21 protein-coding genes are annotated in these 24413 nt (G+C 71.9%); 13 read left to right on the top strand and 8 right to left on the bottom strand.

Going from position 1 to position 24413, the window contains the following annotated elements; translation table 11 throughout:
• Nucleotides 1-133: 133 nt before the first annotated feature.
• Entirely contained in the window at nt 134-802 is a 669-nt protein-coding gene (locus ACFYXS_RS25870) for a DUF1707 domain-containing protein (RefSeq protein WP_389252164.1), read from the bottom strand.
• Between the two features lie 150 nt (nt 803-952).
• Here ACFYXS_RS25870 and ACFYXS_RS25865 point away from each other — a divergent pair, with 150 nt between their 5' ends.
• The 9 genes from ACFYXS_RS25865 to ACFYXS_RS25825 all read left to right on the top strand — a co-directional run bounded on the left by ACFYXS_RS25865 (nt 953) and on the right by ACFYXS_RS25825 (nt 13910).
• Nucleotides 953-2635: a fumarate hydratase gene (locus ACFYXS_RS25865; RefSeq protein WP_389252162.1), complete on the top strand. Its 1683-nt coding sequence runs from the start codon at nt 953-955 to the stop codon at nt 2633-2635.
• Nucleotides 2636-2845: 210 nt separating this feature from the next.
• Nucleotides 2846-4246: a class II fumarate hydratase gene (locus ACFYXS_RS25860; RefSeq protein ID WP_389252160.1), complete on the top strand. Its 1401-nt coding sequence runs from the start codon at nt 2846-2848 to the stop codon at nt 4244-4246.
• A 98-nt stretch (nt 4247-4344) separates the two neighbouring features.
• Nucleotides 4345-5028, top strand: a complete 684-nt coding sequence (locus ACFYXS_RS25855; RefSeq protein WP_389252158.1) for a DUF402 domain-containing protein — start codon at nt 4345-4347, stop codon at nt 5026-5028.
• Nucleotides 5029-5154: 126 nt separating this feature from the next.
• The gene (locus tag ACFYXS_RS25850) at nt 5155-5841 is read left to right on the top strand and encodes a class I SAM-dependent DNA methyltransferase (RefSeq protein ID WP_389252156.1); all 687 of its coding nucleotides are present in this window, start codon (nt 5155-5157) and stop codon (nt 5839-5841) included.
• Between the two features lie 692 nt (nt 5842-6533).
• Nucleotides 6534-8519, top strand: coding sequence for a SpoIIE family protein phosphatase (locus tag ACFYXS_RS25845; protein ID WP_389252303.1), 1986 nt, complete (start codon nt 6534-6536; stop codon nt 8517-8519).
• Nucleotides 8520-8681: 162 nt separating this feature from the next.
• The gene (locus ACFYXS_RS25840) at nt 8682-10130 is read left to right on the top strand and encodes a catalase (RefSeq protein ID WP_389252154.1); all 1449 of its coding nucleotides are present in this window, start codon (nt 8682-8684) and stop codon (nt 10128-10130) included.
• A 176-nt stretch (nt 10131-10306) separates the two neighbouring features.
• Complete coding sequence (locus tag ACFYXS_RS25835; protein ID WP_389252152.1) at nt 10307-10831, top strand: PadR family transcriptional regulator; 525 nt, start codon at nt 10307-10309, stop codon at nt 10829-10831.
• On the top strand, nt 10828-11514 hold the full coding sequence (locus ACFYXS_RS25830) for an ABC transporter ATP-binding protein (RefSeq protein WP_389252150.1): 687 nt from the start codon (nt 10828-10830) through the stop codon (nt 11512-11514). Before ACFYXS_RS25835 ends, ACFYXS_RS25830 begins: the two co-directional genes overlap by 4 nt.
• The gene (locus ACFYXS_RS25825) at nt 11511-13910 is read left to right on the top strand and encodes an ABC transporter permease (RefSeq protein WP_389252148.1); all 2400 of its coding nucleotides are present in this window, start codon (nt 11511-11513) and stop codon (nt 13908-13910) included. Before ACFYXS_RS25830 ends, ACFYXS_RS25825 begins: the two co-directional genes overlap by 4 nt.
• Before the next feature lies 1 nt (nt 13911).
• Here ACFYXS_RS25825 and ACFYXS_RS25820 read toward each other — a convergent pair whose 3' ends face one another.
• Entirely contained in the window at nt 13912-14814 is a 903-nt protein-coding gene (locus tag ACFYXS_RS25820) for a LysR substrate-binding domain-containing protein (protein WP_389252146.1), read from the bottom strand.
• Nucleotides 14815-15129: 315 nt separating this feature from the next.
• Between ACFYXS_RS25820 and ACFYXS_RS25815 the strand changes: the two genes are divergently transcribed.
• Nucleotides 15130-15684 carry a peroxiredoxin gene (locus ACFYXS_RS25815; protein WP_389252144.1) on the top strand — a complete coding sequence of 185 codons (555 nt, stop codon included), beginning with the start codon at nt 15130-15132 and terminating at the stop codon, nt 15682-15684.
• A gap of 2 nt (nt 15685-15686) precedes the next feature.
• The gene (locus ACFYXS_RS25810) at nt 15687-16235 is read left to right on the top strand and encodes a carboxymuconolactone decarboxylase family protein (RefSeq protein WP_389252142.1); all 549 of its coding nucleotides are present in this window, start codon (nt 15687-15689) and stop codon (nt 16233-16235) included.
• Between the two features lie 76 nt (nt 16236-16311).
• Here the strand turns inward: ACFYXS_RS25810 and ACFYXS_RS25805 are convergent, their stop codons facing one another.
• The 4 genes from ACFYXS_RS25805 to ACFYXS_RS25790 all read right to left on the bottom strand — a co-directional run bounded on the left by ACFYXS_RS25805 (nt 16312) and on the right by ACFYXS_RS25790 (nt 21624).
• The gene (locus ACFYXS_RS25805; RefSeq protein WP_389252140.1) at nt 16312-17652 is read right to left on the bottom strand and encodes an AI-2E family transporter; all 1341 of its coding nucleotides are present in this window, start codon (nt 17650-17652) and stop codon (nt 16312-16314) included.
• A gap of 136 nt (nt 17653-17788) precedes the next feature.
• Complete coding sequence (locus ACFYXS_RS25800; protein ID WP_389252138.1) at nt 17789-18460, bottom strand: transglycosylase SLT domain-containing protein; 672 nt, start codon at nt 18458-18460, stop codon at nt 17789-17791.
• Between the two features lie 421 nt (nt 18461-18881).
• Nucleotides 18882-20201, bottom strand: a complete 1320-nt coding sequence (locus tag ACFYXS_RS25795; protein WP_319658749.1) for a PhoH family protein — start codon at nt 20199-20201, stop codon at nt 18882-18884.
• Nucleotides 20202-20850: 649 nt separating this feature from the next.
• Nucleotides 20851-21624, bottom strand: coding sequence for an isoprenyl transferase (locus ACFYXS_RS25790; RefSeq protein WP_389252135.1), 774 nt, complete (start codon nt 21622-21624; stop codon nt 20851-20853).
• 111 nt (nt 21625-21735) lie between these two features.
• Between ACFYXS_RS25790 and mgrA the strand changes: the two genes are divergently transcribed.
• Nucleotides 21736-22776 carry an L-glyceraldehyde 3-phosphate reductase gene (gene mgrA, locus ACFYXS_RS25785; RefSeq protein WP_389252133.1) on the top strand — a complete coding sequence of 347 codons (1041 nt, stop codon included), beginning with the start codon at nt 21736-21738 and terminating at the stop codon, nt 22774-22776.
• A gap of 30 nt (nt 22777-22806) precedes the next feature.
• On the opposite strand, the gene ACFYXS_RS25780 is transcribed toward mgrA, so the two are convergent.
• Nucleotides 22807-23517, bottom strand: coding sequence for a prepilin peptidase (locus tag ACFYXS_RS25780; RefSeq protein ID WP_389252131.1), 711 nt, complete (start codon nt 23515-23517; stop codon nt 22807-22809).
• Between ACFYXS_RS25780 and ACFYXS_RS25775 the strand changes: the two genes are divergently transcribed.
• A complete protein-coding gene (locus ACFYXS_RS25775) occupies nt 23512-23949 on the top strand; it encodes a DUF192 domain-containing protein (RefSeq protein WP_389252129.1) in 438 nt (145 codons plus the stop codon). The two genes, ACFYXS_RS25780 and ACFYXS_RS25775, sit on opposite strands and share 6 nt — an antisense overlap.
• Here the strand turns inward: ACFYXS_RS25775 and ACFYXS_RS25770 are convergent.
• Nucleotides 23930-24376, bottom strand: coding sequence for a DUF3592 domain-containing protein (locus ACFYXS_RS25770; RefSeq protein ID WP_389252127.1), 447 nt, complete (start codon nt 24374-24376; stop codon nt 23930-23932). The genes ACFYXS_RS25775 and ACFYXS_RS25770 overlap by 20 nt on opposite strands.
• Nucleotides 24377-24413 lie beyond the last annotated feature (37 nt).

The following is a 24413-nucleotide window of genomic DNA, read 5'->3' as shown; positions in this document are numbered from 1 at the left end:
CCCCGCGGGCGGCGGGCCCGCCCGCTCAACGGGGGGTGGCCGCGGGCGGGGGGGGGCCCCCGGGGGCGGGGGGGGGGGGGGGGGGGGCCCCCCCCCCCCACCGCCGGAGAGGAGACTGCGGACTGACGAACCGTCAGTGGTCGAGCTCGGGGCGGCCGTCCTTCTTCTTGACCCGCTTGCCGCGTCGCGGCTTGGCCTCCACGCCGCCCCAGAACGCCAGGCCCTGCACCTTGATGACCGGGGCGCCGGGGTCGGGGGCCTCGTACGCCTCGACGTCGGATCCGCCCATGATGCCCACGACGCCGCCGCCGCGCAGGGTCACGTTCTCCGGCACCTTGATCTCGACGCCGCCCATGATGGCGGTGCAGTTGATGACGACCTCCGGCGCGGTGAAGGTCGCCTCCGTGAGGTCGATCACCACGCCGCCCAGGATCGCGACCGCGTTGATCTTCGAACCCACGCGCCAGCGGCCCTTGCGCTCGGCGCCGCCGAGGATGCCGACGAGGTTGGGGTTCTCCCCGGAGTGGTCCGGGACCCAGTGCCGGGCCTGGGCGGGGGCGGCCGCCGGGGCGGGGACCGGCAGGTCGCGCACGAAGGGCTCCAGCTCGCCCACGGTCTTCGCCGCGTACACGCCGTCCAGCCGCTCCGAGTGCTCCTCGGTGGTCAGACGCCCCTCCGCCAGGGCATCGCGAAGAATGTCGGCCACCCGGTCGCGGTCCGCGTCGGACGCGCGGATGTCGGCTTCGGCGACGGGGGGACTCAGGGGCTGCTGCTCACGCTTCCGGAGCGAGGACTCATCCACGGGCCTACGGTACACAAACGCGATAGATCGCGACTAGGCCCCTGCCCCCGGCAGTGAGGGTCACCTCACACACCCGGCGACCCGCTCTCGTTCTACGCTGGTCGGGCTTCGATGACGCAGCGCAGTGCAGCGCAGTGAGGATGTCCCCAAATGCCCCCCTCGTCCCCCTCGGCCCGCCCGGAGTTCTCCTACACGGACCTCCTCCCCCTCGGCGAGGACACCACCCCGTACCGCCTGGTCACCTCCGAGGGCGTCAGCACCTTCGAGGCCGATGGCCGGACCTTCCTCAAGGTGGAGCCGGAGGCGCTGCGCACGCTCGCCGCCGAGGCCATGCACGACATCTCGCACTACCTGCGCCCGGCGCACCTCGCGCAGCTGCGCCGCATCCTGGACGACCCCGAGGCGTCCCCCAACGACCGCTTCGTCGCCCTGGACCTGCTGAAGAACGCCAACATCGCCGCGGCCGGCGTGCTGCCGATGTGCCAGGACACCGGCACCGCGATCGTCATGGGCAAGCGCGGCCAGAACGTCCTGACCTCCGGCGGTGACGAGGCGGCCCTGTCGCACGGCATCTTCGACGCGTACACCAGGCTCAACCTGCGCTACTCCCAGATGGCCCCGGTGACCATGTGGGAGGAGAAGAACACCGGCTCCAACCTGCCGGCCCAGATCGAGCTGTACGCGACCGACGGCGGCGCCTACAAGTTCCTCTTCATGGCCAAGGGCGGCGGCTCGGCCAACAAGTCCTTCCTCTACCAGGAGACCAAGGCGGTCCTGAACGAGGCCTCCATGATGAAGTTCCTGGAGGAGAAGATCCGTTCGCTCGGCACGGCCGCCTGCCCGCCGTACCACCTGGCGATCGTCGTCGGCGGCACGTCCGCCGAGTTCGCGCTGAAGACCGCGAAGTACGCCTCCGCGCACTACCTGGACGAGCTGCCGGCCGAGGGCTCGCCGGCCGGCCACGGCTTCCGGGACAAGGAGCTGGAGGAGAAGGTCTTCGAGCTCACCCAGAAGATCGGCATCGGCGCGCAGTTCGGCGGCAAGTACTTCTGCCACGACGTCCGCGTGGTGCGGCTGCCCCGGCACGGCGCCTCGCTGCCGGTCGCCATCGCCGTCTCCTGCTCCGCCGACCGCCAGGCCGTCGCGAAGATCACCGCCGAGGGCGTCTTCCTGGAGCAGCTGGAGACCGACCCGGCGAAGTACCTCCCGGAGACCACCGACGACCACCTGTCGGACGAGGACGTCGTGCGCGTCGACCTCAACCGGCCGATGGACGAGGTCCTGGCGGAGCTGTCCAAGTACCCGGTCAAGACCCGGCTGTCGCTGACCGGCCCGCTGGTCGTCGCCCGCGACATCGCGCACGCGAAGATCAAGGAGCGGCTGGACGCGGGCGAGGAGATGCCGCAGTACCTGCGCGACCACCCGGTCTACTACGCGGGCCCGGCCAAGACCCCCGAGGGCTACGCCTCCGGCTCCTTCGGCCCGACCACGGCCGGCCGCATGGACTCCTACGTCGAGCAGTTCCAGGCCGCGGGCGGCTCCAAGGTCATGCTCGCCAAGGGCAACCGCTCCAAGCAGGTCACCGACGCGTGCGCCGCGCACGGCGGCTTCTACCTCGGCTCGATCGGCGGCCCGGCGGCGCGCCTGGCCCAGGACTGCATCAAGAAGGTCGAGGTCGTGGAGTACGCGGAGCTCGGCATGGAGGCGGTCTGGCGGATCGAGGTCGAGGACTTCCCGGCGTTCGTCGTCGTGGACGACAAGGGCAACGACTTCTTCACCGACCCCGCGCCGGCGCCCACCTTCACCAGCATCCCGCTGCGCCCGGGCGCCTGAGCCCGCACGCGGGCCCGTTCCGCCGTTCTCCGCCCCTCTCCGCCCCCGGTGCCCGCGCGCCGGGGGGCGGCGGTGTTCCCGGGCCGGCGCGGGAAGGCGTTCCCGAGGGCGGCGAGAGGAATGAAAACCGCCGCGCCGCTGTCCTACTGACCAGTACTTTCCCGGCGGCGGTGGGACGCTGGGAACTGTCCCGAGGGAAGGATTCCAGCGATGTCCGAGCAGGGTGCGGCCGACTACCGGATCGAGCACGACTCCATGGGCGAGGTGCGGGTTCCCGCACACGCCAAGTGGCGCGCCCAGACGCAGCGGGCGGTGGAGAACTTCCCGATAAGCGGGCAGCGGCTGGAGCGCGCCCACATCGCGGCGCTCGCCCGGATCAAGGCCGCCGCGGCGAAGGTCAACGCGGAGCTCGGCGTGCTGGACAAGGACGTCGCCGAGGCGGTCCAGGAGGCGGCCGCGGAGGTCGCCGCCGGGCGCTGGGACGAGCACTTCCCGATCGACGTGTTCCAGACCGGCTCGGGCACCTCGTCCAACATGAACACCAACGAGGTGATCGCGACCCTGGCGAGCGAGCGCCTCGGCCGGGACGTGCACCCCAACGACCACGTCAACGCCAGCCAGTCGTCCAACGACGTCTTCCCCTCCTCCATCCACATCGCCGCGACCGCCGCCGTGAACGGCGACCTGATCCCGGCGCTGGAGCACCTGGCGGCGGCGCTGGAGCGCAAGTCGGCCGAGTTCGCGGACGTGGTCAAGTCCGGCCGTACGCACCTGATGGACGCGACGCCGGTCACCCTCGGCCAGGAATTCGGCGGCTACGCCGCCCAGGTCCGCTACGGCGTCGAGCGGCTGCGCGCCTCGCTGCCGCGACTGGCGGAGCTGCCACTCGGCGGGACGGCCGTCGGCACCGGGATCAACACCCCGGCCGGCTTCTCGGCGGCGGTGATCGCGGAGGTGGCACGGGCCACCGGCCTGCCGCTCACCGAGGCCCGCGACCACTTCGAGGCGCAGGGCGCGCGCGACGGCATCGTGGAGACCTCCGGTCAGCTGCGCACGATCGCGGTCGGGTTGACCAAGATCTCCAACGACCTGCGCTGGATGGCCTCCGGGCCGCGCACCGGCCTCGCCGAGATCGCCCTGCCCGACCTCCAGCCCGGCTCGTCGATCATGCCGGGCAAGGTCAACCCGGTCATCCCGGAGGCGGTGCTGATGGTGGCCGCCCAGGTCACCGGCAACGACGCGACCATCGCGACGGCCGGCGCGGCGGGGAACTTCGAGCTCAACGTGATGCTCCCGGTGATCGCCAAGAACGTCCTGGAGTCGGTGCGGCTGCTCGCCAACGTCTCCCGGCTGCTCGCCGACCGCACCGTCGACGGCATCACCGCCAACGTCGAGCGCGCCCGCGAGTACGCCGAGTCCTCGCCCTCCGTCGTCACGCCGCTCAACCGGTACATCGGCTACGAGGAGGCCGCCAAGGTCGCCAAGCGGGCGCTGGCCGAGCGCCGCACGATCCGTCAGGTGGTGCTGGACTCCGGGTACGTCGAGCGGGGCCTGCTCACCCTGGAGCAGCTGGACGAGGCACTGGACGTGCTGCGCATGACCCGTCCGTGACGGGCAGCGTCCCCCGCGGTGACGTGGTGCGACGGCCCGTGACGAAGGCTCGGCGCAAGGGTGACGCCGTCGTGACACGTCGTCCGTAAGATCTCTTCATGACGGCGGACATCCTTCTTCATCCGGGTACCGGGCAGGACGGCGGCGAGGACCACTGGTCGCCGGGCGACCAGGTGCTGTGGCGCTACCGCGGCAACGCGACGGACCGGGTGCACATCTGCCGTCCGGTGACGGTGGTGCGCGACGACGCGGAGCTGCTGGCCGTCTGGATGGCGCCGGGCACCGAGTGCGTCCGCCCGGTGCTCGCCGACGGCACGCCGATCCACGAGGAGCCGCTGGAGACGCGCTACCTCAAGCCGCGCACCACGAGTGTCGACCGCTGGTGGGGCACCGGTGTCCTGAAGCTGGCCCGCCCCGGGGAGCCGTGGTCGGTATGGCTGTTCTGGGAGCGGGGCTGGCTCTTCAAGAACTGGTACGTGAACCTGGAGGAGCCGCGCCGCCGCTGGTCGGGCGGCGTGGACTCCGAGGACCACTTCCTGGACATCCATGTCTCCCCGGACCGCGGCTGGCACTGGCGGGACGAGGACGAGTTCGAGCAGGCGCAGGCCGCGGGGCTGATGTCCGCCGCGACGGCGGAGCGGGTGCGCGAGGCCGGGCGGCGGGCGGTGGGTGTCATCGGGGAGTGGGGCCACCCCTTCGACGAGGGCTGGCAGCACTGGCGTCCGAATCCGGCGTGGCCGGTACCGGCTCTTCCGGTTGACTGGGACCGTCCGGCAAGGTGACCGCGTGAGTCTTGCCGGGCCCCCCAGCCCCAACCGTAAGATCGTGCCTCATAGTGCTGCACAAATCACAGGCTCACACTAGAGTTTGACGCTACGTCACGCAGGTCATCACGGGAGGCCCAGGCTGTGGGAGTCGGCGGCTACGAGGACATACAGCTGGACCGCACCGGCCAGGCGGAGGCCTTCGACGCCATAGGCGACCGCTACGACGAGGCCTTCCCGCACAAGGAGGGACAGGTCGCGGCCGGCGAGTGGCTGCTGACGCGGCTGCCGGCCGGTTCCCGCGTGCTGGACCTGGGATGCGGCACCGGGCTGCCGACCTGCCGTCAGCTCTCCGACGCCGGGCACCAGGTGACCGGAATCGACCTCTCCCCGGTGATGCTGTCGCTGGCCCGCCAGTACGTGCCGCCGGCCACCTTCCACCGGGCCGACATCGCCGATCTGCGGCCCGGCGGCCCCTACGCCGCGCACGGCAGGCACGACCTGGGACGCTTCGAGGCCGTCACCGCCTTCTTCTCGCTGCTGATGCTCTCCCGCGCCGAGATTCCGCTGGCCCTGCGGGCCGTGCGCGATCTACTCGTCCCCGGGGGGCTGTTCACTCTTTCGATGGTAGAAGCCGATGTGGATGACTTTCCGATTCCGTTCCTTGGTAACACCATCCGGGTATCGGGTTATCTACGGGACGATTTGCGCCAGGTGGTGGCCGACGCAGGATTCGAGGTCCTGAGGGAGGAGTCGTACGCCTACGCGCCGCACAGCACAGAAGTGCCGCCGGAGGAGCAACTCTTCCTGCACTGCCGCCGACCCGCCTGACGCGGCCGCCCCGCCACGTGCCCCGCACGTGACGCACCCGACCGGATGGAACGACCAGCGTGAGCACGGAGCGCATTTCTGAGCAGGCCGCCGCCCAGGCGACAGCGGCCGGCCCGGCACGTCCGGGCGACCCCGAGCCGGTCCCCGATCCGCGGACCGGTTTCCGGCTGACCCCGGACGCCGCGACGGCGGCCGGCGAGGCCGCCACGGCCGCGCCCGGTGCGGAGCAGCCCGTACAGAGCCAGGCCCCTGCCCCTTCCTCCACCCCGGCCGAACCGTCCTCCGGGCGCCCCCGGCGGTCCCGGCGCGGCGGTGGCGGAGGCGCGGCCAAGCGTGCCGCCGGCACTGCCGGGAGCGATCCCGGCGCCCCGTCCCTGCAGCCCGTTCCGCCCGCCCAGCGGCCGTCGGGCGGCGAGGCCGGCGCTCCCGCCAAGGCCGGTCGGACCGGCCGCCGAGGCACCCGCGACACCCGGCCCGACCGCAGATCCGCCGAGGTGAGAGACCGTCAGGCCGCCCGCGTGGTGGCCGCGGAGAGCGCCACCGGCGTCCAGCACGCGATCGCGAGCACCACCGCCGACGCCGCCCGGGGCCGGCAGTCCGCACATCTGCGCTCCCCCGGTTCGCCCGGCGACGAGTCCGCCGGCCGGCCGTGGGACCACGCCTCCCCGCACGACCTGCGGGCGGCCACCGCCATGGCCGCGCCGGTCGAGCAGCCCGGCCGCCGGGCCTCCGCCGCCGGCGGCACCCCGGGCACGCCCGGCACCCCCGGTCCGGCGCAGCCCGAGGGCGGCGAACCGCGCACCCGTGCGCGGATGCCGGACACCGGGGTTCCCGCCGCGCGCTCGGCGGGCCGGCACGGCGGCCCCGGCGGCCACCCGGTCGACGACGACTCCACCGCCGGCCGCCCGCTGAAGAAGATCGGCCCGCAGAACCGCGGCCGTGCCGGGCAGGCCGAGGCCGAGCGACTGCGCTACGTCGGCGCGGCGACCCGCCGCATCGCCCGCGGCCTGGACCTGGACGAGATCGTGCTGGGCCTGTGCCGCTCGACGGTGCCGGCCTTCGCCGACGCGATCCTGGTCTATCTGCGCGACCCGCTGCCGGTCGGCGACGAGCGTCCTTCGGGCCCGCTCGTCCTGCGGCTGCGCCGCACCGACCGCGTGCCGGACGACACCGAGCAGCCCGTCGAGGGCCTGCTGATGCCGGTCGTGCCGTCCACCGAGGGCCAGTACGGCGCGGCCGCGGAGGTCGTGAACGTGACGCTGGACGGGGCGCTGGCGGAGGTGCTGCGCGGTGTCCGCCCGGTCTTCTCGGACAGCCCGCAGGCCACGGCCGCGCTCCACGAGCTGGTGGGCGGCTGCCCGGAGGCGGCGTCCGGCGACACGTTAGAGCTCCCGACGGGGCGCCGGGCGATCCTGGCCCCGCTGCGCGGCCGCCGCCGGGTGATCGGCGCGACGGTGCTGCTGCGCCGCCCCGAGCGGGCCGCCTTCGACCCCGACGACCTGTTGGTGGCCGCGCAGCTGGCCACCCACACCGCGCTCGGCGTGGACAAGGCGGTGCTCTACGACCGCGAGGCGTCGATCGCCGACTCCCTGCAGCGCGAGATGCTGCCGGACTCCCTGCCCGAGCCCACCGGCGTGCGGCTCGCCAGCCGCTATCTGCCGGCCGCCGAGTCCGCCCGGGTGGGCGGCGACTGGTACGACGCGATCCCGCTGCCCGGCAGCCGGGTGGCGCTGGTCGTCGGTGACGTCATGGGCCACTCCATGACGTCGGCGGCGATCATGGGCCAGCTGCGGACCACCGTGCAGACCCTGGCGGGTCTGGACCTGTCGCCGCAGGAGGTCCTCTACCACCTGGACGAGCAGGCCCAGCGGCTCGGCCAGGACCGCATGGCCACCTGCATCTACGCCGTCTACGACCCGATCGCGCACCGGGTGACCATCGCCAACGCCGGTCATCCGCCGCCGGTGCTGCTGCACGCCGACGGGCTGGCCGAGGTGCTGCGGGTGCCGCCGGGCGCGCCGATCGGCGTGGGCGGGGTGCCCTTCGAGGCGGTCGAGCTGCCGGCCCCGGCCGGGGCGACGCTGCTGCTGTACACCGACGGCCTGGTGGAGTCCCGTGCGCGCGACGTGTGGGGCGGCATCGAGATGCTGCGCGAGCGGCTGCACACGGCCTCGGCGGTGATGTGCCCGCCGCCGCTGGAGCCGCTGTGCGACGAGGTGCTGGAGATCGTCGGCCCGGGCGACCGGGACGACGACATCGCGCTGCTCGCCGCCCGTTTCGACGGCATCGCGCCGCGCGACGTGGCGTACTGGTTCCTCGAGCCGCGCGCCCAGACGGCGGGCCGGGCCCGGCGCCTGGTGCGCCAGGCGCTCAGCCGCTGGGACCTGGAGTCGCTGGCCGAGGCGACCGAGCTGCTGGTCAGCGAGGTGGTCACCAATGCGGTGCGGTACGCCGAACGGCCCATCACGCTGCGGCTGCTCCGCACCGACGTACTGCGCTGCGAAGTGGGCGACGACGCCCCGACGCTGCCGCGGATGCGCCATGCCCAGCCGCAGGACGAGGGCGGCCGCGGGCTGTACCTGGTCAACCGGATGGCCCAGCGGTGGGGAGCGACCCGGCTCAGCGCCGGAAAGGTGGTCTGGTTCGAAATGGGCATTCCGGGCGGTGTGCAGCGCTAGACGCTCCGTGTCCGTACAGGATTCATCTTTGGACATTGTCCAGAACGGTGGCCTGAAGGCATTGCCCGGCGTGCCGAGCCGGTGATTCAGTGTTTGTGTGGTCGTTAGCGACCAGGAGCCCCCGACGGACTCTTCCGAAGATCGACGGGAGGACACATTCACATGAGCACCCCCTACACCACCAACAACGCCGGGATTCCGGTGGAGAGCGATGCGCATTCGCTCACGGTGGGCTCGGACGGCCCCATCCTCCTCCATGATCACTACCTGATCGAGAAGATGGCGCAGTTCAACCGCGAGCGGGTTCCCGAGCGCGTGGTGCACGCCAAGGGTTCGGGCGCATACGGCGTCTTCGAGGTGACGAACGACGTCAGTCAGTTCACCAAGGCCGACCTCTTCCAGCCGGGACGGCGGACGGAGATGCTGGCCCGCTTCTCGACGGTGGCCGGCGAGCTGGGCAGCCCCGACACCTGGCGCGACCCGCGCGGCTTCGCGCTGAAGTTCTACACCGAGTACGGCAACTACGACATGGTCGGCAACAACACGCCGGTCTTCTTCGTGCGCGACTCGATGAAGTTCCAGGACTTCATCCGCAGCCAGAAGCGCCGCCGTGACAGCTCACTGCGCGACAACAACATGCAGTGGGACTTCTGGACGCTGTCCCCCGAGTCGGCGCACCAGGTCACGTGGCTGATGGGCGACCGCGGCGTGCCGAAGTCGTACCGCCACATGAACGGCTACAGCTCCCACACCTACATGTGGGTCAACGCCGGCGGTGAGCGGTTCTGGGTCAAGTACCACTTCAAGACCGACCAGGGGATCGACTTCCTCACCCAGGAGGAGGCCGACCACTACGCGGGCGCCGACGGCGATCTGCACCGCCGTGACCTGTACCAGGCCATCGAGCGAGGCGACCACCCCTCGTGGACGCTGTACATGCAGATCATGCCGTTCGACGACGCGGCGGACTACCGGTTCAACCCCTTCGACCTCACCAAGGTGTGGCCGCACGGCGACTACCCGCTGATCGAGGTCGGGCGGATGACCCTCAACAAGAACCCCGAGGACTACTTCATCCACATCGAGCAGGCCGCGTTCGAGCCCAGCAACATGGTGCCCGGCATCGGCCCCTCGCCGGACAAGATGCTCCTCGGCCGGCTGTTCTCGTACGCGGACACCCACCGCTACCGGATCGGCCCGAACTACGCGCAGCTGCCGCCGAACCGCCCGCACACCGAGGTGCGCTCGTACGCCAAGGACGGGCCGATGCGCTACGAGCCGTCGCGCACGGCCGCGCCGTACGCGCCGAACTCCTTCGGCGGACCCGAGGCCGACATCCAGCGGTTCGGCGAGCCGGCCGGCTGGGAGGTGGCGGGCAACATGGTGCACGAGCCCTACAAGCTGCACCGCGAGGACGACGACTTCGGGCAGGCCGGGACGATGGTCCGGCAGGTCCTGGACGACGCCGCCCGCGACCGGCTGGTCTCCAATGTCTCCGGGCATCTGAAGAACGGGGTCAGCGCCCCCGTCCTGGAGCGCGCCGTGCAGTACTGGCGCAACATCGACAAGGAGGTCGGCGACCGCATCGCCGCCGACGTCAACGGCTTGTGACCTCCTCCTGATCGCAGCCCCGGCGCACGTGATGTCCGTCCGTGCCCCGGGGCTGCATCGTGTCCGCGGCCGCGCCGGACGAGAAACTGCCTGGTCGGATGGGGTTCTGTCACACCCTCGTCACTATGAACAAGATCTATACACTGCAGGTATACGCGTCATGTAGAGTCCTCCGCATGAGCATCGGCCACACCCTGCTCGGGCTCCTGGAGTCCGGCCCCCGCCACGGCTACGACCTGAAGCGGGCCTTCGACGACAAGTTCGGTCACGACCGCCCGCTGCACTACGGCCAGGTCTACTCGACCATGGCGCGGCTGCTGAAGAACGGGCTCGTCGAGGTCGACGGCATCGAGGCCGGCGGCGGCCCCGAGCGCAAGCGGTACGCGATCACGGACGCCGGGATCACCGACGTCGCCACGTGGCTCTCGGAGCCGGAGAAGCCCGAGCCCTACCTGCAGAGCACCCTCTACACCAAGGTCGTCCTCGCGCTGCTGACCGGTCGCAGCGCCGCCGACCTGCTCGACACCCAGCGCTCGGAGCACCTGCGCCTGATGCGCGAACTGACCGCGCGCAAGCGCGACGGCGACTTCGCGGACCAGCTCGTCTGCGACCACGCCCTCTTCCACCTCGAGGCGGACCTGCGGTGGCTGGAACTCACGACTTCACGACTGGACCGACTCGCGGCGGAGGTAACCGCATGACCAGCACGGACCGTTTGCTGGAGGCCGTCGACCTGCACAAGGCGTACGGCCCCACCCCGGCCCTGGACGGCGCCGACTTCGCGATACGCGCCGGTGAGGTCGTCGCGGTGATGGGGCCGTCGGGCTCCGGCAAGTCGACGCTGCTGCACTGCCTGGCGGGCATCGTGCGGCCGGACTCCGGCCAGGTGCTGTACCGGGGGCGGGAGCTGACCGCGATGAGCGACGCCGAGCGCAGCGCGCTGCGGCGCGGCGAGTTCGGGTTCGTCTTCCAGTTCGGCCAGCTCGTGCCCGAACTGACCTGTGTGGAGAACGTGGCGCTGCCGCTGCGGCTCAACGGCGTCAAGCGCAAGGAGGCCGAGACCCGCGCCAAGGAGTGGATGGGCCGGCTGGAGGTCGACGACCTGGCCGGCAAGCGGCCCGGCGAGATCTCCGGCGGCCAGGGCCAGCGGGTCGCGGTGGCCCGTGCGCTGGTCACCGGCCCGCGCGTGGTCTTCGCCGACGAGCCGACCGGCGCCCTGGACTCGCTCAACGGCGAGCGGGTGATGCGCCTGCTGACCGACGCGGCCCGGGACACCGACGCGGCCGTCGTCCTGGTCACCCACGAGGCGCGGGTGGCCGCCTACTCCGACCGCGAGGTCGTCGTGCGGGACGGCAAGTCGCGGGACATGGAGCGGGTGGCATGAGCTCCGAGTCAACCGCGCGGGGCGGCACCCTGTCCGGCTGGTTCCGCGACGTGGGCCTGGGATTCCGCTTCGCCACCACCGGCGGCCGCGAGGGCTGGACCCGTACGCTGCTCACCGCCGTCGGCGTCGGCCTCGGCGTGGCCCTGCTGCTGGTGGCCGCCTCCGTCCCGGCCATGCTGGGCGCCCGCAGCGACCGCGGCTACGACCGCGACTACTCCTGGTTCAAGGAGCCGCCCAAGGTCACCGCGAGCACGGTGCTGTACGCCGAGGCGAACACCACCTTCCACGACGACGACATCCGGGGCCTGCTCCTCAAGGCCGACGGCGACCGCCCGGTCCTGCCGCCCGGCGTCACGTCGATGCCCGCCAATGGCGAGATGGTGATCTCCCCCGCACTGAAGCGGCTGCTCGACCGGCCCGGCAGCAAGCTGCTGCGCGACCGCCTCGACTACCGGGTCTCGGGCGTCATCGGCGACAAGGGCCTGGTCGGCCCGGCCGAACTGGCCTACTACGCGGGCAGCGACAAGCTCGTCGCCCGGGGAACCGGCCAGAACGCGAACACCGGCAACGCCACCCGTATCGCGTACTTCGGCGGCGGCTCCGTCAAGTCCGAACCGCTCGGCGGGATCCTCTCCCTGCTGGTGGTCATCATCTTCGTGGTCCTGCTGCTCCCGGTGGCGGTCTTCATCGGCAGCGCCGTCCGCTTCGGCGGCGAGCGCCGCGACCGCCGGCTGGCCGCGCTGCGGCTGGTGGGCGCGGACAGCAGGATGACCCGGCGGGTCGCGGCGGGCGAGGCCCTGTTCGGCTCACTGCTCGGACTGGCCGTCGGCGCCGCGCTGTTCCTCGGGACCCGGCAGTTCGCGAACGACGTGACGCTGTACGACATCAGCGTCTACCCCTCCGACATCACCCCGGGCGCCGGGCTCGCCCTGCTCGTGGCCCTGGCGGTGCCGGGGGCCGCGGTCGCCGTGACCCTGCTGGCCATGCGCGGCATCGCGGTCGAGCCGCTTGGCGTCGTGCGCAACGCGACGACACGCCGCCGCCGGCTGTGGTGGCGGCTGCTGATCCCGCTGGCCGGTGTCGGGCTGCTGGCCCCGCTCTTCGGCGCGATCAACAACGACAGCCACGTCAACTCGTTCCAGGTGGCCACCGGCACGATCCTGCTCCTCGTGGGGCTCACCGCCCTGCTGCCCTGGATGGTCGAGGCGGTCGTCGGCCGGCTGCGCGGCGGCCCGGTGCCCTGGCAGCTGGCCACCCGCCGGATCCAGCTCAACAGCAGCGCCTCCGCCCGCATGGTCAGCGGTGTGACCGCCGCGGTGGCCGGGGCGATCGCCCTGCAGACCCTGTTCACCGGAGTGCAGAGCGACTTCGTCACCGACAGCGGCAAGGACCCGCACCGGGCCCAGCTGGTCGCCACCACCCAGGTGCGGACCGGGGCCGAGGCCCACCGGGCCGAGCAGGCCTTCGCCGCCACGCCGGGAGTGCGCGCCGCGCTCGGCATGGTCTCCTCGTACGCCGTGCCCGCCGACGCCTCCACCCGCAAGTCCACGACCGACCTGCCCACGGCGCCGGTGCTGGTGGCCGACTGCGCCACGCTGCGCGAACTCATCACGGTCGGCGACGGCTGTGCGGACGGCGACGTGTTCCTCGCCGACGACCCGTACGACTACGGCGACGTCGACGCGGTCGCGCGGCCGGGCCGCGCGATCGACTTCAACATGCCGATGGAGGACCACTACGCCGGCACCCCGCGGCTGTGGACCGTCCCGGCGAACGCCCGCCGCGTGACGTCGCGCGTCTCCCCGGACGGCGGCCAGGAGTGGGGCGTCCTGGCCACTCCCGGCGCCCTGGACGTGGCGCTGCTGCGAGATCCGGACGTCAAGGTCCTGCTGCGGACCGACCCGCAGGCGCCGGACGCCGTGGAACAGGCCCGCAACACCGCGGTGCGCCTCGATGCCTTCGGTGACATCTACCAGCTCCAGGGCACCAACGAGGACCGGAAGTTCGCCACGATCCGGCGCGGTCTGCTCGTCGGCGCCGCCGCCACCCTGGCCCTGATCGGCGCGAGCCTGCTCGTCTCGATGCTGGAGCAACTGCGCGAGCGACGGAAGCTGCTGGCGGTCCTGGTCGCCTTCGGCACCCGGCGCTCGGTGCTCGGGCTGTCCGTGCTGTGGCAGACCGCGCTCCCGGTCGCACTGGGTCTCGTCCTGGCCGTCGCCGGCGGTGTCGGCCTCGGCTCGGCCCTGCTGAAGATGGTCGGCGCGCCACTGCACTTCGCCTGGGGCAGCGTCGCCACCATGAGCGGCATCGCCGCCGGGGTCGTCCTGCTGGTGACCCTGCTCAGCCTGCCGCCGCTGTGGCGCATGATGCGCCCGGACGGACTCCGCACGGAGTGACTCAGCAGGCGAACCGCACCGGCAACGGTGCCAGGGCATCGCGCAGCGCGGAGGCGAACGCCTCGAACTCCTCCGCGCGCGCGGTGCCCGCGCGCATCGCCAGGGCGATCCGCCGCGACGGCGCCGGGTGCGCGAAGTAGCCCGTCGCGAGGTCCGCGCTGCGTCCCGTCTCCACCGTGACCGCCGTGCGCGGCAGCAGCGTCACCCCGAGCCCGCCGGCCACCAGCTGCACCAGCGTGGACAGTCCGGCCGCGCTGGTCGTCGCGACCGCGCCCTGCGTGCGGCCGGCCTCGCGGCACACGTCGAGCGCCTGGTCGCGCAGGCAGTGACCCTCGTCCAGGAGCAGCAGATCCAGCTCGCGCAGCGTCTCGCGGGGCAGGTCCGCGCGTCCGGCCAGCCAGTGGTCGCCGGGTGTCACCAGGACGAAGTCCTCGTCGAAGAGCGGCAGTTCGACCACGCCCGGCGCGGCCAGCGGAACCGCGAGCAGCAGCAGGTCCAGCCGTCCTGCCGCCAGGCCCTCCAGCAGCGACGCGGTCTGCTCCTCGTGCACCTGCAGCTCCAGGTCCGGGTACGTGCCGTGCACCAGCCGCAGCACGTTCGGCAGGAGGTAGGGGGCGACCGTCGGGATCACCCCGAGCCGCAGCACGCCCGTGAACGGCGCCCGCGCCGCCTCCGCCTCGTCCTGCAGATCGCCCATCGCCTCCAGCACCGCCCGCGCCCGCACCGCGATCCGCTCCCCCGCCGAGGTCAGCAGCACCTTGCGGGTGGTGCGCTCGACGAGCACCACGCCGAGCACCTCCTCCAGCGCCGCCAGCGCACCCGACAGGGCGGGCTGGCTCGTGCCGATCGCGGCGGCCGCGTCCCGGAAGTGCAGGTGCTCGGCGACAGCCGCGAAAGCCCGCAACTGGGACAGACTGGGCCGGCGCCGGGTCGCGCGCTGACTACTGATAACCGCCTCCGATCAACGGCCGCACAGTCTAGCCGTGCAAACGGAGGCGGATCGTCCACCTCCTCCGCCGCGGGCGTCCGGCGCCTTCCGGACGTGGTCACTCTGCGCAGCCGCACTCCTGAACTTCAGCAGCCGATAACCAGGGCCGATCAATGCCACCCGCCGGGACGATTTCACTGATCAATGGGCTCATGACAGGCTGATCGCGACCAACCCATGGGACCGGTGCGGCCACCCCGCCGCCGGGCTCAACCCTCACAAGGAGTGCGCGTGCTCACCGTCGGTGACAAGTTCCCCGCGTTCGAACTGACCGCCTGTGTCGACCTCGACCCCGAGAAGGCCTTCGCCCAGATCGACCACAAGTCGTACGAGGGCAAGTGGAAGGTCTACTTCGCGTGGCCGAAGGACTTCACCTTCGTCTGCCCGACGGAGATCGCGGCGTTCGGCAAGCTGAACGACGAGTTCGCCGACCGCGACGCGCAGATCCTCGGCTTCTCCGTGGACTCCGAGTTCGTGCACCACGCCTGGCGCAAGGACCACGACGACCTGCGCGACCTGCCCTTCCCGATGATGTCGGACATCAAGCGCGAGCTCTGCGCCGACCTCGGCATCCTGGGCGAGGACGGTGTCGCCCAGCGCGCGACCTTCGTCGTCGACCCGAACAACGAGATCCAGTTCGTCATGGTGACCGCCGGCTCCGTCGGCCGTAACCCCAAGGAGGTCCTGCGGGTCCTCGACGCGCTGCAGACCGACGAGCTGTGCCCCTGCAACTGGAAGAAGGGCGACGAGACCCTCGACGTCGTCAAGCTGCTGGCCGGTGAGTGAGCATGGCGCTCGCTGAGCTGAAGTCCGCGCTGCCGGACTACGCCAAGGACCTCAAGCTCAACCTGGGCTCCGTGATCGGCAACGCCGAGGACACGGGTCTGCTCACGCGGCAGCAGGTCTGGGGCACGGTGCTGGCCACCGCCATCGCCTCGCGTTCGGCCATCGTGCTGCGCGCGCTGGAGCCGGAGGCCCGCGAGAACCTCACGCCCGAGGCGTACCGGGCCGCGAAGGCCGCCGCCGCCGTCATGGCCATGAACAACGTCTACTACCGGACCCGGCACCTGCTGTCGGACCCGGAGTACGGCAACCTGCGGGCCGGTCTGCGGATGAACGTCATCGGCAACCCGGGCGTCGAGAAGACCGACTTCGAGCTGTGGTCGCTGGCGGTCTCGGCGATCAACGGCTGCGGGATGTGCCTGGACTCGCACGAGCAGGTGCTCCGCTCGGCGGGCGTCGAGCGCGAGTCGGTCCAGGAGGTGTTCAAGATCGCCGCCGTCGTGCAGGCGGTCGCCACGACGCTGGACGCCGAGGCAGTTCTCGCAGACGCGTGACACGTGCCGCGCACGGCGACGGGCCCGGCCTCCCCCACGGGGAGGCCGGGCCCGTCCGCTGTCCGCCGCGGGCGGCTCAGGTGCCCTGTTCCGGTGCGGGCTCGGCGAGTCCGGGTGCGGCCGCTGGGGCGGTCCCGGCGGCGTCCTGCGGGCCGGCCTCGGCCTCGGCGGACCGCAGCGCCGCCTCACGGGAGTTGGCCCGCAGATAGACCACGACGGTGTTGGTGACCGCGACCAGGGGCACGGCCACGACCGCGCCGCCGATCCCCGCGATGAGCGATCCGGCGGCGACCGAGAGGATCACGCCCAGCGGGTGCACCCGCACGGCCCGGCCGAGGATGAACGGCTGCAGGATGTGGCCCTCGATCTGCTGCACCGCCAGCACGACGACCAGCACCATCAGCGCGGTGAACGGCCCCTGCGTCACCAGCGCGACGACCATCGCGATCGTGCCCGAGGCCACCGCGCCCACCAGCGGCACGAACGCGGCCAGGAAGATGATGACGGCGAGCGGCACCGCCATCGGCACCCTGAGGAAGTAGATGCCGATGCCGATGAATATGGCGTCGATCAGCGCCACGATCACCGTGCCGCGCACGTAGAGGGTCAGGGTGCGCCAGGCCCGCGGGCCGGCCCCGCCCAGTCCGTCGCGGGCGGCGACGGGGAAGAGCTTGAGGCACCAGTTCCAGATGTTGCGGCCGTCGTAGAGCAGGAAGAGCGTGCTGAACATCGCCAGCAGGATGCCGGTGAGCAGTTCCACGACGACGGTGACGCCCTGGAGTCCGGCGTCGGTGAGCGCCTTGGAGTTGGTACCGATCGCGTCCTGGAGATTCGCCGCGATCTGGTTGATCTGGTCCTCGGTCACATGGAACGGGCTGTTGAGCAGCCAGCGCTTCAGCTCGTTGATGCCGTCCTGGAGGCTGTTGGAGAGGTTGTCGACGTTCTCCATGACCTGCCAGACCACGAACCAGCCGACCAGGCCCATCACCACGAAGCCGCCGATGAAGACGATGGCGGTGGCCACTCCGCGCGGCACCCCCAGCCGCTTCAGCCGGCCCACGAAGGGCTGCAGCAGCGCGGTGATCAGCAGCGCGGCCACGAAGGCCAGCACCACCAGCTGGATGGTGCCGATCACCCGCATCAGCACCCAGACGGTGCCGGCCAGCACCAGCAGCCGCCAGCCGACCTCGGCGGCGACCCGCATGCTCCACGGCACCTGGGCGACCGGGTTCCCGGGGCCCGCACCACGGGGCACGTACCGGCGCGCGGCGGCGGCCTGTTCCTCCTGGCGGCGGGTCTCGGCGCGCGCCTCCGCGCGCGCCTTCTCGGCCGCGGCCCGGCGCTGTTCCTCGAGGCGGCCGGCCAGCCTGGCCAGTTCGGCCGCCAGACCGGCGCCCCACTGGCGCTTCTCCGACATCGATCTACCCCTGTCCCCCGCCCCCCGCGGCCTTTCCGACCGCACTACCGTACGCGCACAAAGCCCCTGACCCAGCACAGGGGTCAGGGGCTCGGCGTCGCTTTGCGGCAGTACGAGGGGGTACCAGGCGAATTGTCTAGTACCAGTGGTTGTTCTGCCAGAAGGACCAGGCGCCGCACGGGCTGCCGTAGCGGCTGTTCATGTAGTTGAGGCCCCACTTGATCTGGGTGCCCGGGTTGGTCTGCCAGTCGGCGCCCGCGGAGGCCATCTTCGAGCCGGGCAGGGCCTGGACGAGCCCGTACGCGCCGGACGAGGAGTTCGTCGCGGTGTAGTTCCAGCCGCTCTCGCGCGTGACGATGTTGGAGAAGCACTGGTACTGGCTGGAGTCGCCTATGATCCCCTGCGCCATCGCCTGGACCTCGGCGGTGGTGTAAGAGGCCTTCACGACGAGGGCGGCGCGCTCCGCGGCACGGGAGGCGGCTTCCTGCTTCTTCCGCTCCTCGGCCTTCTTCTCGGCCTCCTTGCGGGCGGCGGCGTCCTTGGCAGCCTGCTTGCGGGCAGTCTCCTCGGCGGCCTTCCTCGCGCTCGCGTCGGCCAAGTCCGTCTGCGCCTGCACCTGCTGCGTCAGCGAGGCCTGCTGAACCTGCTGTCCCGCGGGTATGTCCGCGAGAACGGTGGTCGCGTCGGTGGCGGCGACGGGCTGCAGGCCCGGCTGCTCGCTACCAGAGGCGACACCGACGACAGCGCCCACGGTGGTGACCGCAGTGGCCGAAGCCACCGCGAATCCCCGGACCGAGATCCGGCTCACACGGTTTCCTTCCAGCGACGCCCGCTTGGTGACCTCACGGACGCGATCGTGCCCTTCGCGCTGGCTTCTTCATGCACCGGTCACAGAAGCTACTGGCCCGGTGGGTCTCCCCCCTGGAGGCGGGAGTCCGCTGATTCAGCTCGGGCGGCCCACGGCGAACGCTGTTCAATTCTGGGGTTCCGTACGCCTGTAGGTACGGGTGTGCCATGGGCAGGGCCTGACAGAACCGACAGCCTGCCCTAGCCGCACCGTCAACGCAATTCCCTGCCGGGTGTCAAACCTCACACGGCACGTGGGTCACGGAATTTTCTCGTACCACCCGGTAGCGGCCGCAAACGCCGCTAGGCTGCTGCGCCCTCGCGGCGCAGCAGCCTAGCAGTGTTGCCCAACTGCCCTTACGGCAGGCTCGGGTCGGGTCGGGTCAGGTGCGTCCGTCCTCCAGCATCTCCGTGACGAGCGCGGCGATCGGCGAGCGCTCGGAGCGGGTCAGGGTGATGTGCGCGAAGAGCGGGTGCCCCTTGAGCTTCTCCACGACGGCCACCACGCCGTCGTACCGACCCACCCTCAAGTTGTCGCGCTGGGCGACGTCATGGGTGAGAACAACCCGGGAATTCTGCCCGATACGCGACAGAACGGTCAGAAGCACATTGCGCTCGAGGGACTGCGCCTCGTCCACGATCACGAAGGCGTCGTGCAGCGACCGTCCGCGGATGTGGGTGAGGGGCAGGACCTCCAGCATGCCGCGGGCCACGACCTCCTCGATGACGTCCTTGGACGTCACCGCGCCGAGGGTGTCGAAGACCGCCTGAGCCCAGGGGCTCATCTTCTCGGCCTCGCTGCCCGGCAGGTAGCCGAGCTCCTGCCCGCCCACGGCGTACAGCGGCCGGAAGACCATGACCTTCTGGTGCTGCTGACGCTCCAGAACCGCCTCGAGCCCCGCGCACAGCGCGAGCGCCGACTTGCCGGTGCCGGCCCGGCCGCCCATCGACACGATGCCGACGTCCGGGTCGAGCAGCAGGTCGAGCGCGATCCGCTGCTCGGCGCTGCGGCCGTGGATGCCGAACGCCTCCCGGTCGCCGCGCACCAGCCGTACGCGTCCGTCCGCCGTGACCCGGCCGAGCGCCTTGCCGCGCTCGGACTGGAGGACCAGACCCGTGTGCACGGGCAGTCCGTCCGCCTCGGGCAGGTCGACGACCTCGCTCTGGAAGAGCTCGTCCACCTGCTCGGCAGGGACCACCACCTCCTCCATACCGGTCCAGCCCGAGGTGATCGCCAGCTCGGCCCGGTACTCCTCGGCCAGCAGGCCGACGGAGGACGCCTTGACCCGCAGCGGCAGGTCCTTGGACACGACGGTCACGTCGTAGCCCTCGGCCTGCAGGTTGCGGGCCACCGCGAGGATGCGCGAGTCGTTGTCGCCGAGCCGGAAGCCGGCCGGCAGCACCCCCGGGTCCGAGTGGTTCAGTTCGACGCGCAGGGTGCCGCCCAGCTCGCCGATCGGGATGGGCGCGTCCAGCCGCCCGTACCGGACCCGGTACTCGTCGAGCAGCCGCAACGCCTGGCGGGCGAAGTAGCCGAGCTCCGGGTGGTGGCGCTTGGCCTCCAACTCGGTCACCACCACGACCGGAAGTACCACCTCGTGCTCGTCGAAGCGGAGGAGGGCATGCGGGTCGGCAAGCAGCACGCTGGTGTCGAGTACATATGTGCGCCGGTCGTGCTCACGGCGATTCTTGCTGGTCACCACGTGTGGACGAACCCCCTCGGAAGAGGTCGGGGTGCGACGGCGTCGCGCGGGACAGGGCCGGGAGCGACCACCAGGGCCGAACCACGGCCCTTCGAGTCGACGCGGTCAGTGCCGTCTGAGTCAAGTGTTGACAACGGCACGTCCGTGAGCAAAGGGCCTCCCGGGCGGACAGCCAGGTGCCGTCCGCTGCTGTCCGACATCCATGGGCCGGATGTCGGTCTGACGGATCTATTCCCTCGAAAGTGGAGGCCTATGCGACTGCATATGACAGCCGTTGGCCCAAGCCCGCACGTCTCCGCTGCTTCTCCGGCCGTTCTCCCACCCGCCCCCGCAGCGCAATCCGGCCACGTGCGCCACGGCATTCGGCCCTGCCCCGGTGTGGCGCATGTCTCACCCCGGACGGCCCTCCAGGCCCCCGACCTGCGGCCCCGGCGCCGCGCGGTGGCTTCCCGCCGGCACGCGAAGGGCGCCACGGGGGCGGTGACGAGCCTCCGGCGAGCGGCGCGCGGGGACGGGTCCGGCCTGCGGAACGCGAGCCGGCAGACCCCGCGGAGGCCCTGCGGGGCAGCACGGCAATACTCCGAACGGGTGCTCCACCACGGCGTGTCGTTTCACCGCGGGAGAACCGGCCCCCCGGGGCCGGCCGCCGTCAGGTGCCGTAGCGGCGGTGCCGGGCCGTGTAGTCGCGCAGCGCCCGCAGGAAGTCGACCTTGCGGAACGCGGGCCAGAAGACCTCGCAGAAGTAGTACTCCGAGTGGGCGCTCTGCCAGAGCATGAAGCCCGACAGCCGCTGCTCGCCGGAGGTCCGGATGACGAGGTCGGGGTCGGGCTGACCGCGGGTGTAGAGGTGCTCCGCGATGTGGTCGATGTCGAGGATCTCGGCGAGGTCCTCGATGGAGGTGCCGCGCCCGGCGTGCTCGTGGAGGAGGGAGCGAACCGCGTCGGCGATCTCCTGGCGGCCGCCGTACCCCACGGCGACGTTCACGAGTATGCCCTCGACGCCCTCGGTGGCCTGTTCGGCCTCCTTGAGGACGGACTGCGTGCGCGCGGGCAGGAGGTCCTTCGCCCCGACGTGGTGGACGCGCCAGCGGCCGGTCGCCGCGAGCCCGCGGACCGCGTCCTCGATGATCCCGAGCAGCGGGACGAGTTCCTCCGCCGGGCGGTCGAGGTTGTCGGTGGACAGCATCCAGAGCGTCACGACCTGGACGCCGGTCTCCTCGGACCAGCCGAGCATTTCGGTGATCTTGTCCGCGCCGGCCCGGTGGCCCTGCTCGGTCGTCCGCGCGGCCGCCTTGGCCCAGCGGCGGTTGCCGTCCAGGATGACGCCGATGTGCTTGGGGCTCTGGGCCGGGTCCAGGCGCCGCTCCACCCGGTGGGCGTACAGGTCGGTCAACCTGAGGCGTACCAGGTCGCGCAGATTCATTGCCGGGCCCCTCCTGCGGTCGTCCCCCGACGGCAACCCTAACGCGCCGTCCCGCGGGGCGCCGAACCGGGTGCGGGGGCCGCCGGGGGCCCTCGTGATAGGACGACTCCCGTGGACATTCGCACTCTCTACCGCGCCGCCGACGAGCGCTACGACGCCATGGAGTACCGCCGGTCCGGCCGCAGCGGCCTGAAGCTCCCGGCGATCTCGCTCGGCCTCTGGCACAACTTCGGCGACGACCGCACCCTCGACTCGCAGCGCGCCATCCTGCGCCGCGCGTTCGACCTCGGCGTCACGCACTTCGACCTCGCCAACAACTACGGCCCGCCCTACGGCTCCGCCGAGTCCAACTTCGGCACGATCTTCGCGCAGGACTTCCGTCCCTACCGCGACGAGCTGGTGATCTCGACCAAGGCCGGATACGACATGTGGCCGGGCCCGTACGGCGAGTGGGGCAGCCGCAAGTACCTGCTGGCCTCCCTCGACCAGTCGCTCGGCCGCATGGGCCTGGACCACGTCGACATCTTCTACTCGCACCGCTACGACCCCGAGACCCCGCTGGAGGAGACGATGGGCGCCCTCGCGTCCGCCGTCCGGCAGGGCAAGGCGCTCTACGTGGGCATCTCCTCGTACGGCCCGCAACGCACCCGCGAGGCGGCCCGGCTGCTGCGCGAGATGGGCGTGCCGGCGCTGATCCACCAGCCCTCCTACTCCATGATCAACCGCTGGGTCGAGGACGAGGGCCTGCTGGACGTCCTGGACGACGAGGGCATGGGCTGCATCCCCTTCGTCCCGCTGGCCCAGGGCCTGCTGACGGACAAGTACCTGAACGGCATCCCGGAGGGCTCGCGCGCCGCCCAGGGCAAGTCGCTGGACCCGACGCTGATCACCGACGAGGTCGTCCGGCGGCTGCGCGGTCTGAACGAGATCGCCGCCGGTCGCGGCCAGTCGCTGGCGCAGCTCGCGCTCAGCTGGGTGCTGCGCGACCCGCGGATCACCTCGGCGCTGATCGGCGCGAGCAGCGTCGCCCAGCTGGAGGCCAACGTGGGTGCGGTGGGCGCCCCGGCCCTCACCGATGACGAGCTCGCGCGGATCGACACACTCGCCCTGGAGTCGGGCGTCAACCTCTGGTCGCGCAGCAGCGAGGCGTAACCCGCGACCCGCACCGTCCCGGCGTCCTGGTCAGGGGAGCAGCAGCACCCCGGCCAGGGCGCCGGCCAGCATGAACGGCCCGAAGGGCAGCGGTGTCCCACGCTCCGCGCGACGGGCCGCCAGCAGCGCCAGCCCGGTCACGGCGCCCAGCAGGAAGGCCGTGAAGGTCCCGGCCAGCAGCGTGTCCCAGCCGTACCAGCCGAGCACCAGCCCCGCGGTGGGGGCGAGTTTGACGTCCCCGAAGCCCATGCCGCCCGGGTTGACCAGGTGCAGGACGAGATAGAGCAGCCCGAGCGCCAGTCCCCCGAGCAGGGCGCGCGGCCACGACCCGGCGTGGCCGGGAGCCAGCGCGGCGGCCCCGAGCAGCGCCGCCGTCCCCGCCGCGGCGGGCAGCGTCAGTACGTCCGGCAGCCTCAGCACGGCCAGGTCGACCCGGGCGAGCAGCACCGCGAGCGGTACGAGCAGCAGCCAGACCGCGAGCTCGGGCCGCGCCCCCAGCCGGCCCGCCAGCGCCGCGCACAACGCCGCCGTCAGCAGGGCGTACCAGCGGCCGGCCGCCCATTGCGTGCTCCGCACCGGACCCAGCCAGCCCGGCACCCCCGCCGGGTACGGCTCCCCCTCGGGGCCCCCGATCCGCCACGCCTCCTCCGGGCCGACCGCCAGGCGGTGGGCCGCGCGCGGCAGGACGAGCCCCGCGGCCGTTCCCCAGACGGCCGCCACGGCGATCGGATAGACATGCACCGGGCGACCGTACACGGGCCCGTGACCCGGAGGGGGACGACCGCATTGCGCATCCGCCTGCGCGACGGCGCCGCACAACTGCGCCTGCCCGGTGGCGCGGTGCCGCTGGAGGTCGCCGCCTCCTACCGGGCCCGCACCCGCGGTCTGCTCGGGCGCGACGGCGTCACCGGCGCCCTGCTGCTGACGCCCGCCGCGAGCGTCCACACCCTCGGCATGCGGTTCGCCATCGACGTCGCCTACCTCGACCGGCGGTTGCGCGTGCTGGCCGTGCGCACCATGGCCCCGGGCCGGATCGGCCGGCCGCGGCTGCGGGCCCGGCACGTGCTGGAGGCGCAGGCGGGCGCCATGGCCGGCTGGGGGCTGGTGCGCGGGGTGACGGTCGGCGTGGAGCCCGCGGACCCCGCGGAGCCCGTCAGAAGGACCCGCCCATGAACGCGTCGGCCGTGGCGGAGAAGGCGAATCCGCCCAGCACCAGGGCAAGGCCGGCCACGACGAAGACCGCCAGGATCCCCAGCAGCAGGAGTCGTCCGTACGGGACGCGGTAGCCCGGGTACAGCGCCACCGCGTGCTCGGGGCGCTCGCGCACGTACGCCACCTGGAGGTGGTCGCCCTCGATCGTCGTCGACGGCACGTCCGGGTCCTCGAAGCGCACCTCGCGCCCCTCCGCGGTCGTGAACCCGAAGACGAACCGCCGCCGCGTGTGCGGCAGTCCGTCGGTCGTACCGCTGACGATGGTGTAGGCCCGCACGCAGCGGCCCTCGGCCCGCACCCCGTCGCGGACGGCACGTCGTATCCACGGGACCCGGTGACCGGCGCGCACGGCGAGGTCCGGCGGTACCGTGAGGCACCCTGTGATCACGGTGCGTGTTCGGAATCTCCCGCCCGATCCGGAAAAG

Source organism: Streptomyces sp. NPDC002574 (genome assembly GCF_042889545.1).
GTDB lineage: Bacteria > Actinomycetota > Actinomycetes > Streptomycetales > Streptomycetaceae > Actinacidiphila.
This window is presented reverse-complemented; position numbering and strand designations above follow the sequence as displayed.

Bases quoted from the DNA above. Each gene is read 5' to 3' on its own strand.
- ACFYXS_RS25830 (WP_389252150.1), top strand. From the start codon at position 10,828: ATGACCAGCACGGACCGTTTGCTGGAGGCCGTCGACCTGCACAAGGCG.
- ACFYXS_RS25845 (WP_389252303.1), top strand. From the start codon at position 6,534: ATGGCCGCGCCGGTCGAGCAGCCCGGCCGCCGGGCCTCCGCCGCCGGC.
- ACFYXS_RS25835 (WP_389252152.1), top strand. From the start codon at position 10,307: ATGAGCATCGGCCACACCCTGCTCGGGCTCCTGGAGTCCGGCCCCCGC.
- ACFYXS_RS25825 (WP_389252148.1), top strand. From the start codon at position 11,511: ATGAGCTCCGAGTCAACCGCGCGGGGCGGCACCCTGTCCGGCTGGTTC.
- ACFYXS_RS25790 (WP_389252135.1), bottom strand. From the start codon at position 21,624: ATGAATCTGCGCGACCTGGTACGCCTCAGGTTGACCGACCTGTACGCC.
- ACFYXS_RS25840 (WP_389252154.1), top strand. From the start codon at position 8,682: ATGAGCACCCCCTACACCACCAACAACGCCGGGATTCCGGTGGAGAGC.
- ACFYXS_RS25855 (WP_389252158.1), top strand. From the start codon at position 4,345: ATGACGGCGGACATCCTTCTTCATCCGGGTACCGGGCAGGACGGCGGC.
- ACFYXS_RS25805 (WP_389252140.1), bottom strand. From the start codon at position 17,652: ATGTCGGAGAAGCGCCAGTGGGGCGCCGGTCTGGCGGCCGAACTGGCC.
- ACFYXS_RS25860 (WP_389252160.1), top strand. From the start codon at position 2,846: ATGTCCGAGCAGGGTGCGGCCGACTACCGGATCGAGCACGACTCCATG.
- ACFYXS_RS25775 (WP_389252129.1), top strand. From the start codon at position 23,512: ATGCACCGGGCGACCGTACACGGGCCCGTGACCCGGAGGGGGACGACC.
- ACFYXS_RS25810 (WP_389252142.1), top strand. From the start codon at position 15,687: ATGGCGCTCGCTGAGCTGAAGTCCGCGCTGCCGGACTACGCCAAGGAC.
- ACFYXS_RS25865 (WP_389252162.1), top strand. From the start codon at position 953: ATGCCCCCCTCGTCCCCCTCGGCCCGCCCGGAGTTCTCCTACACGGAC.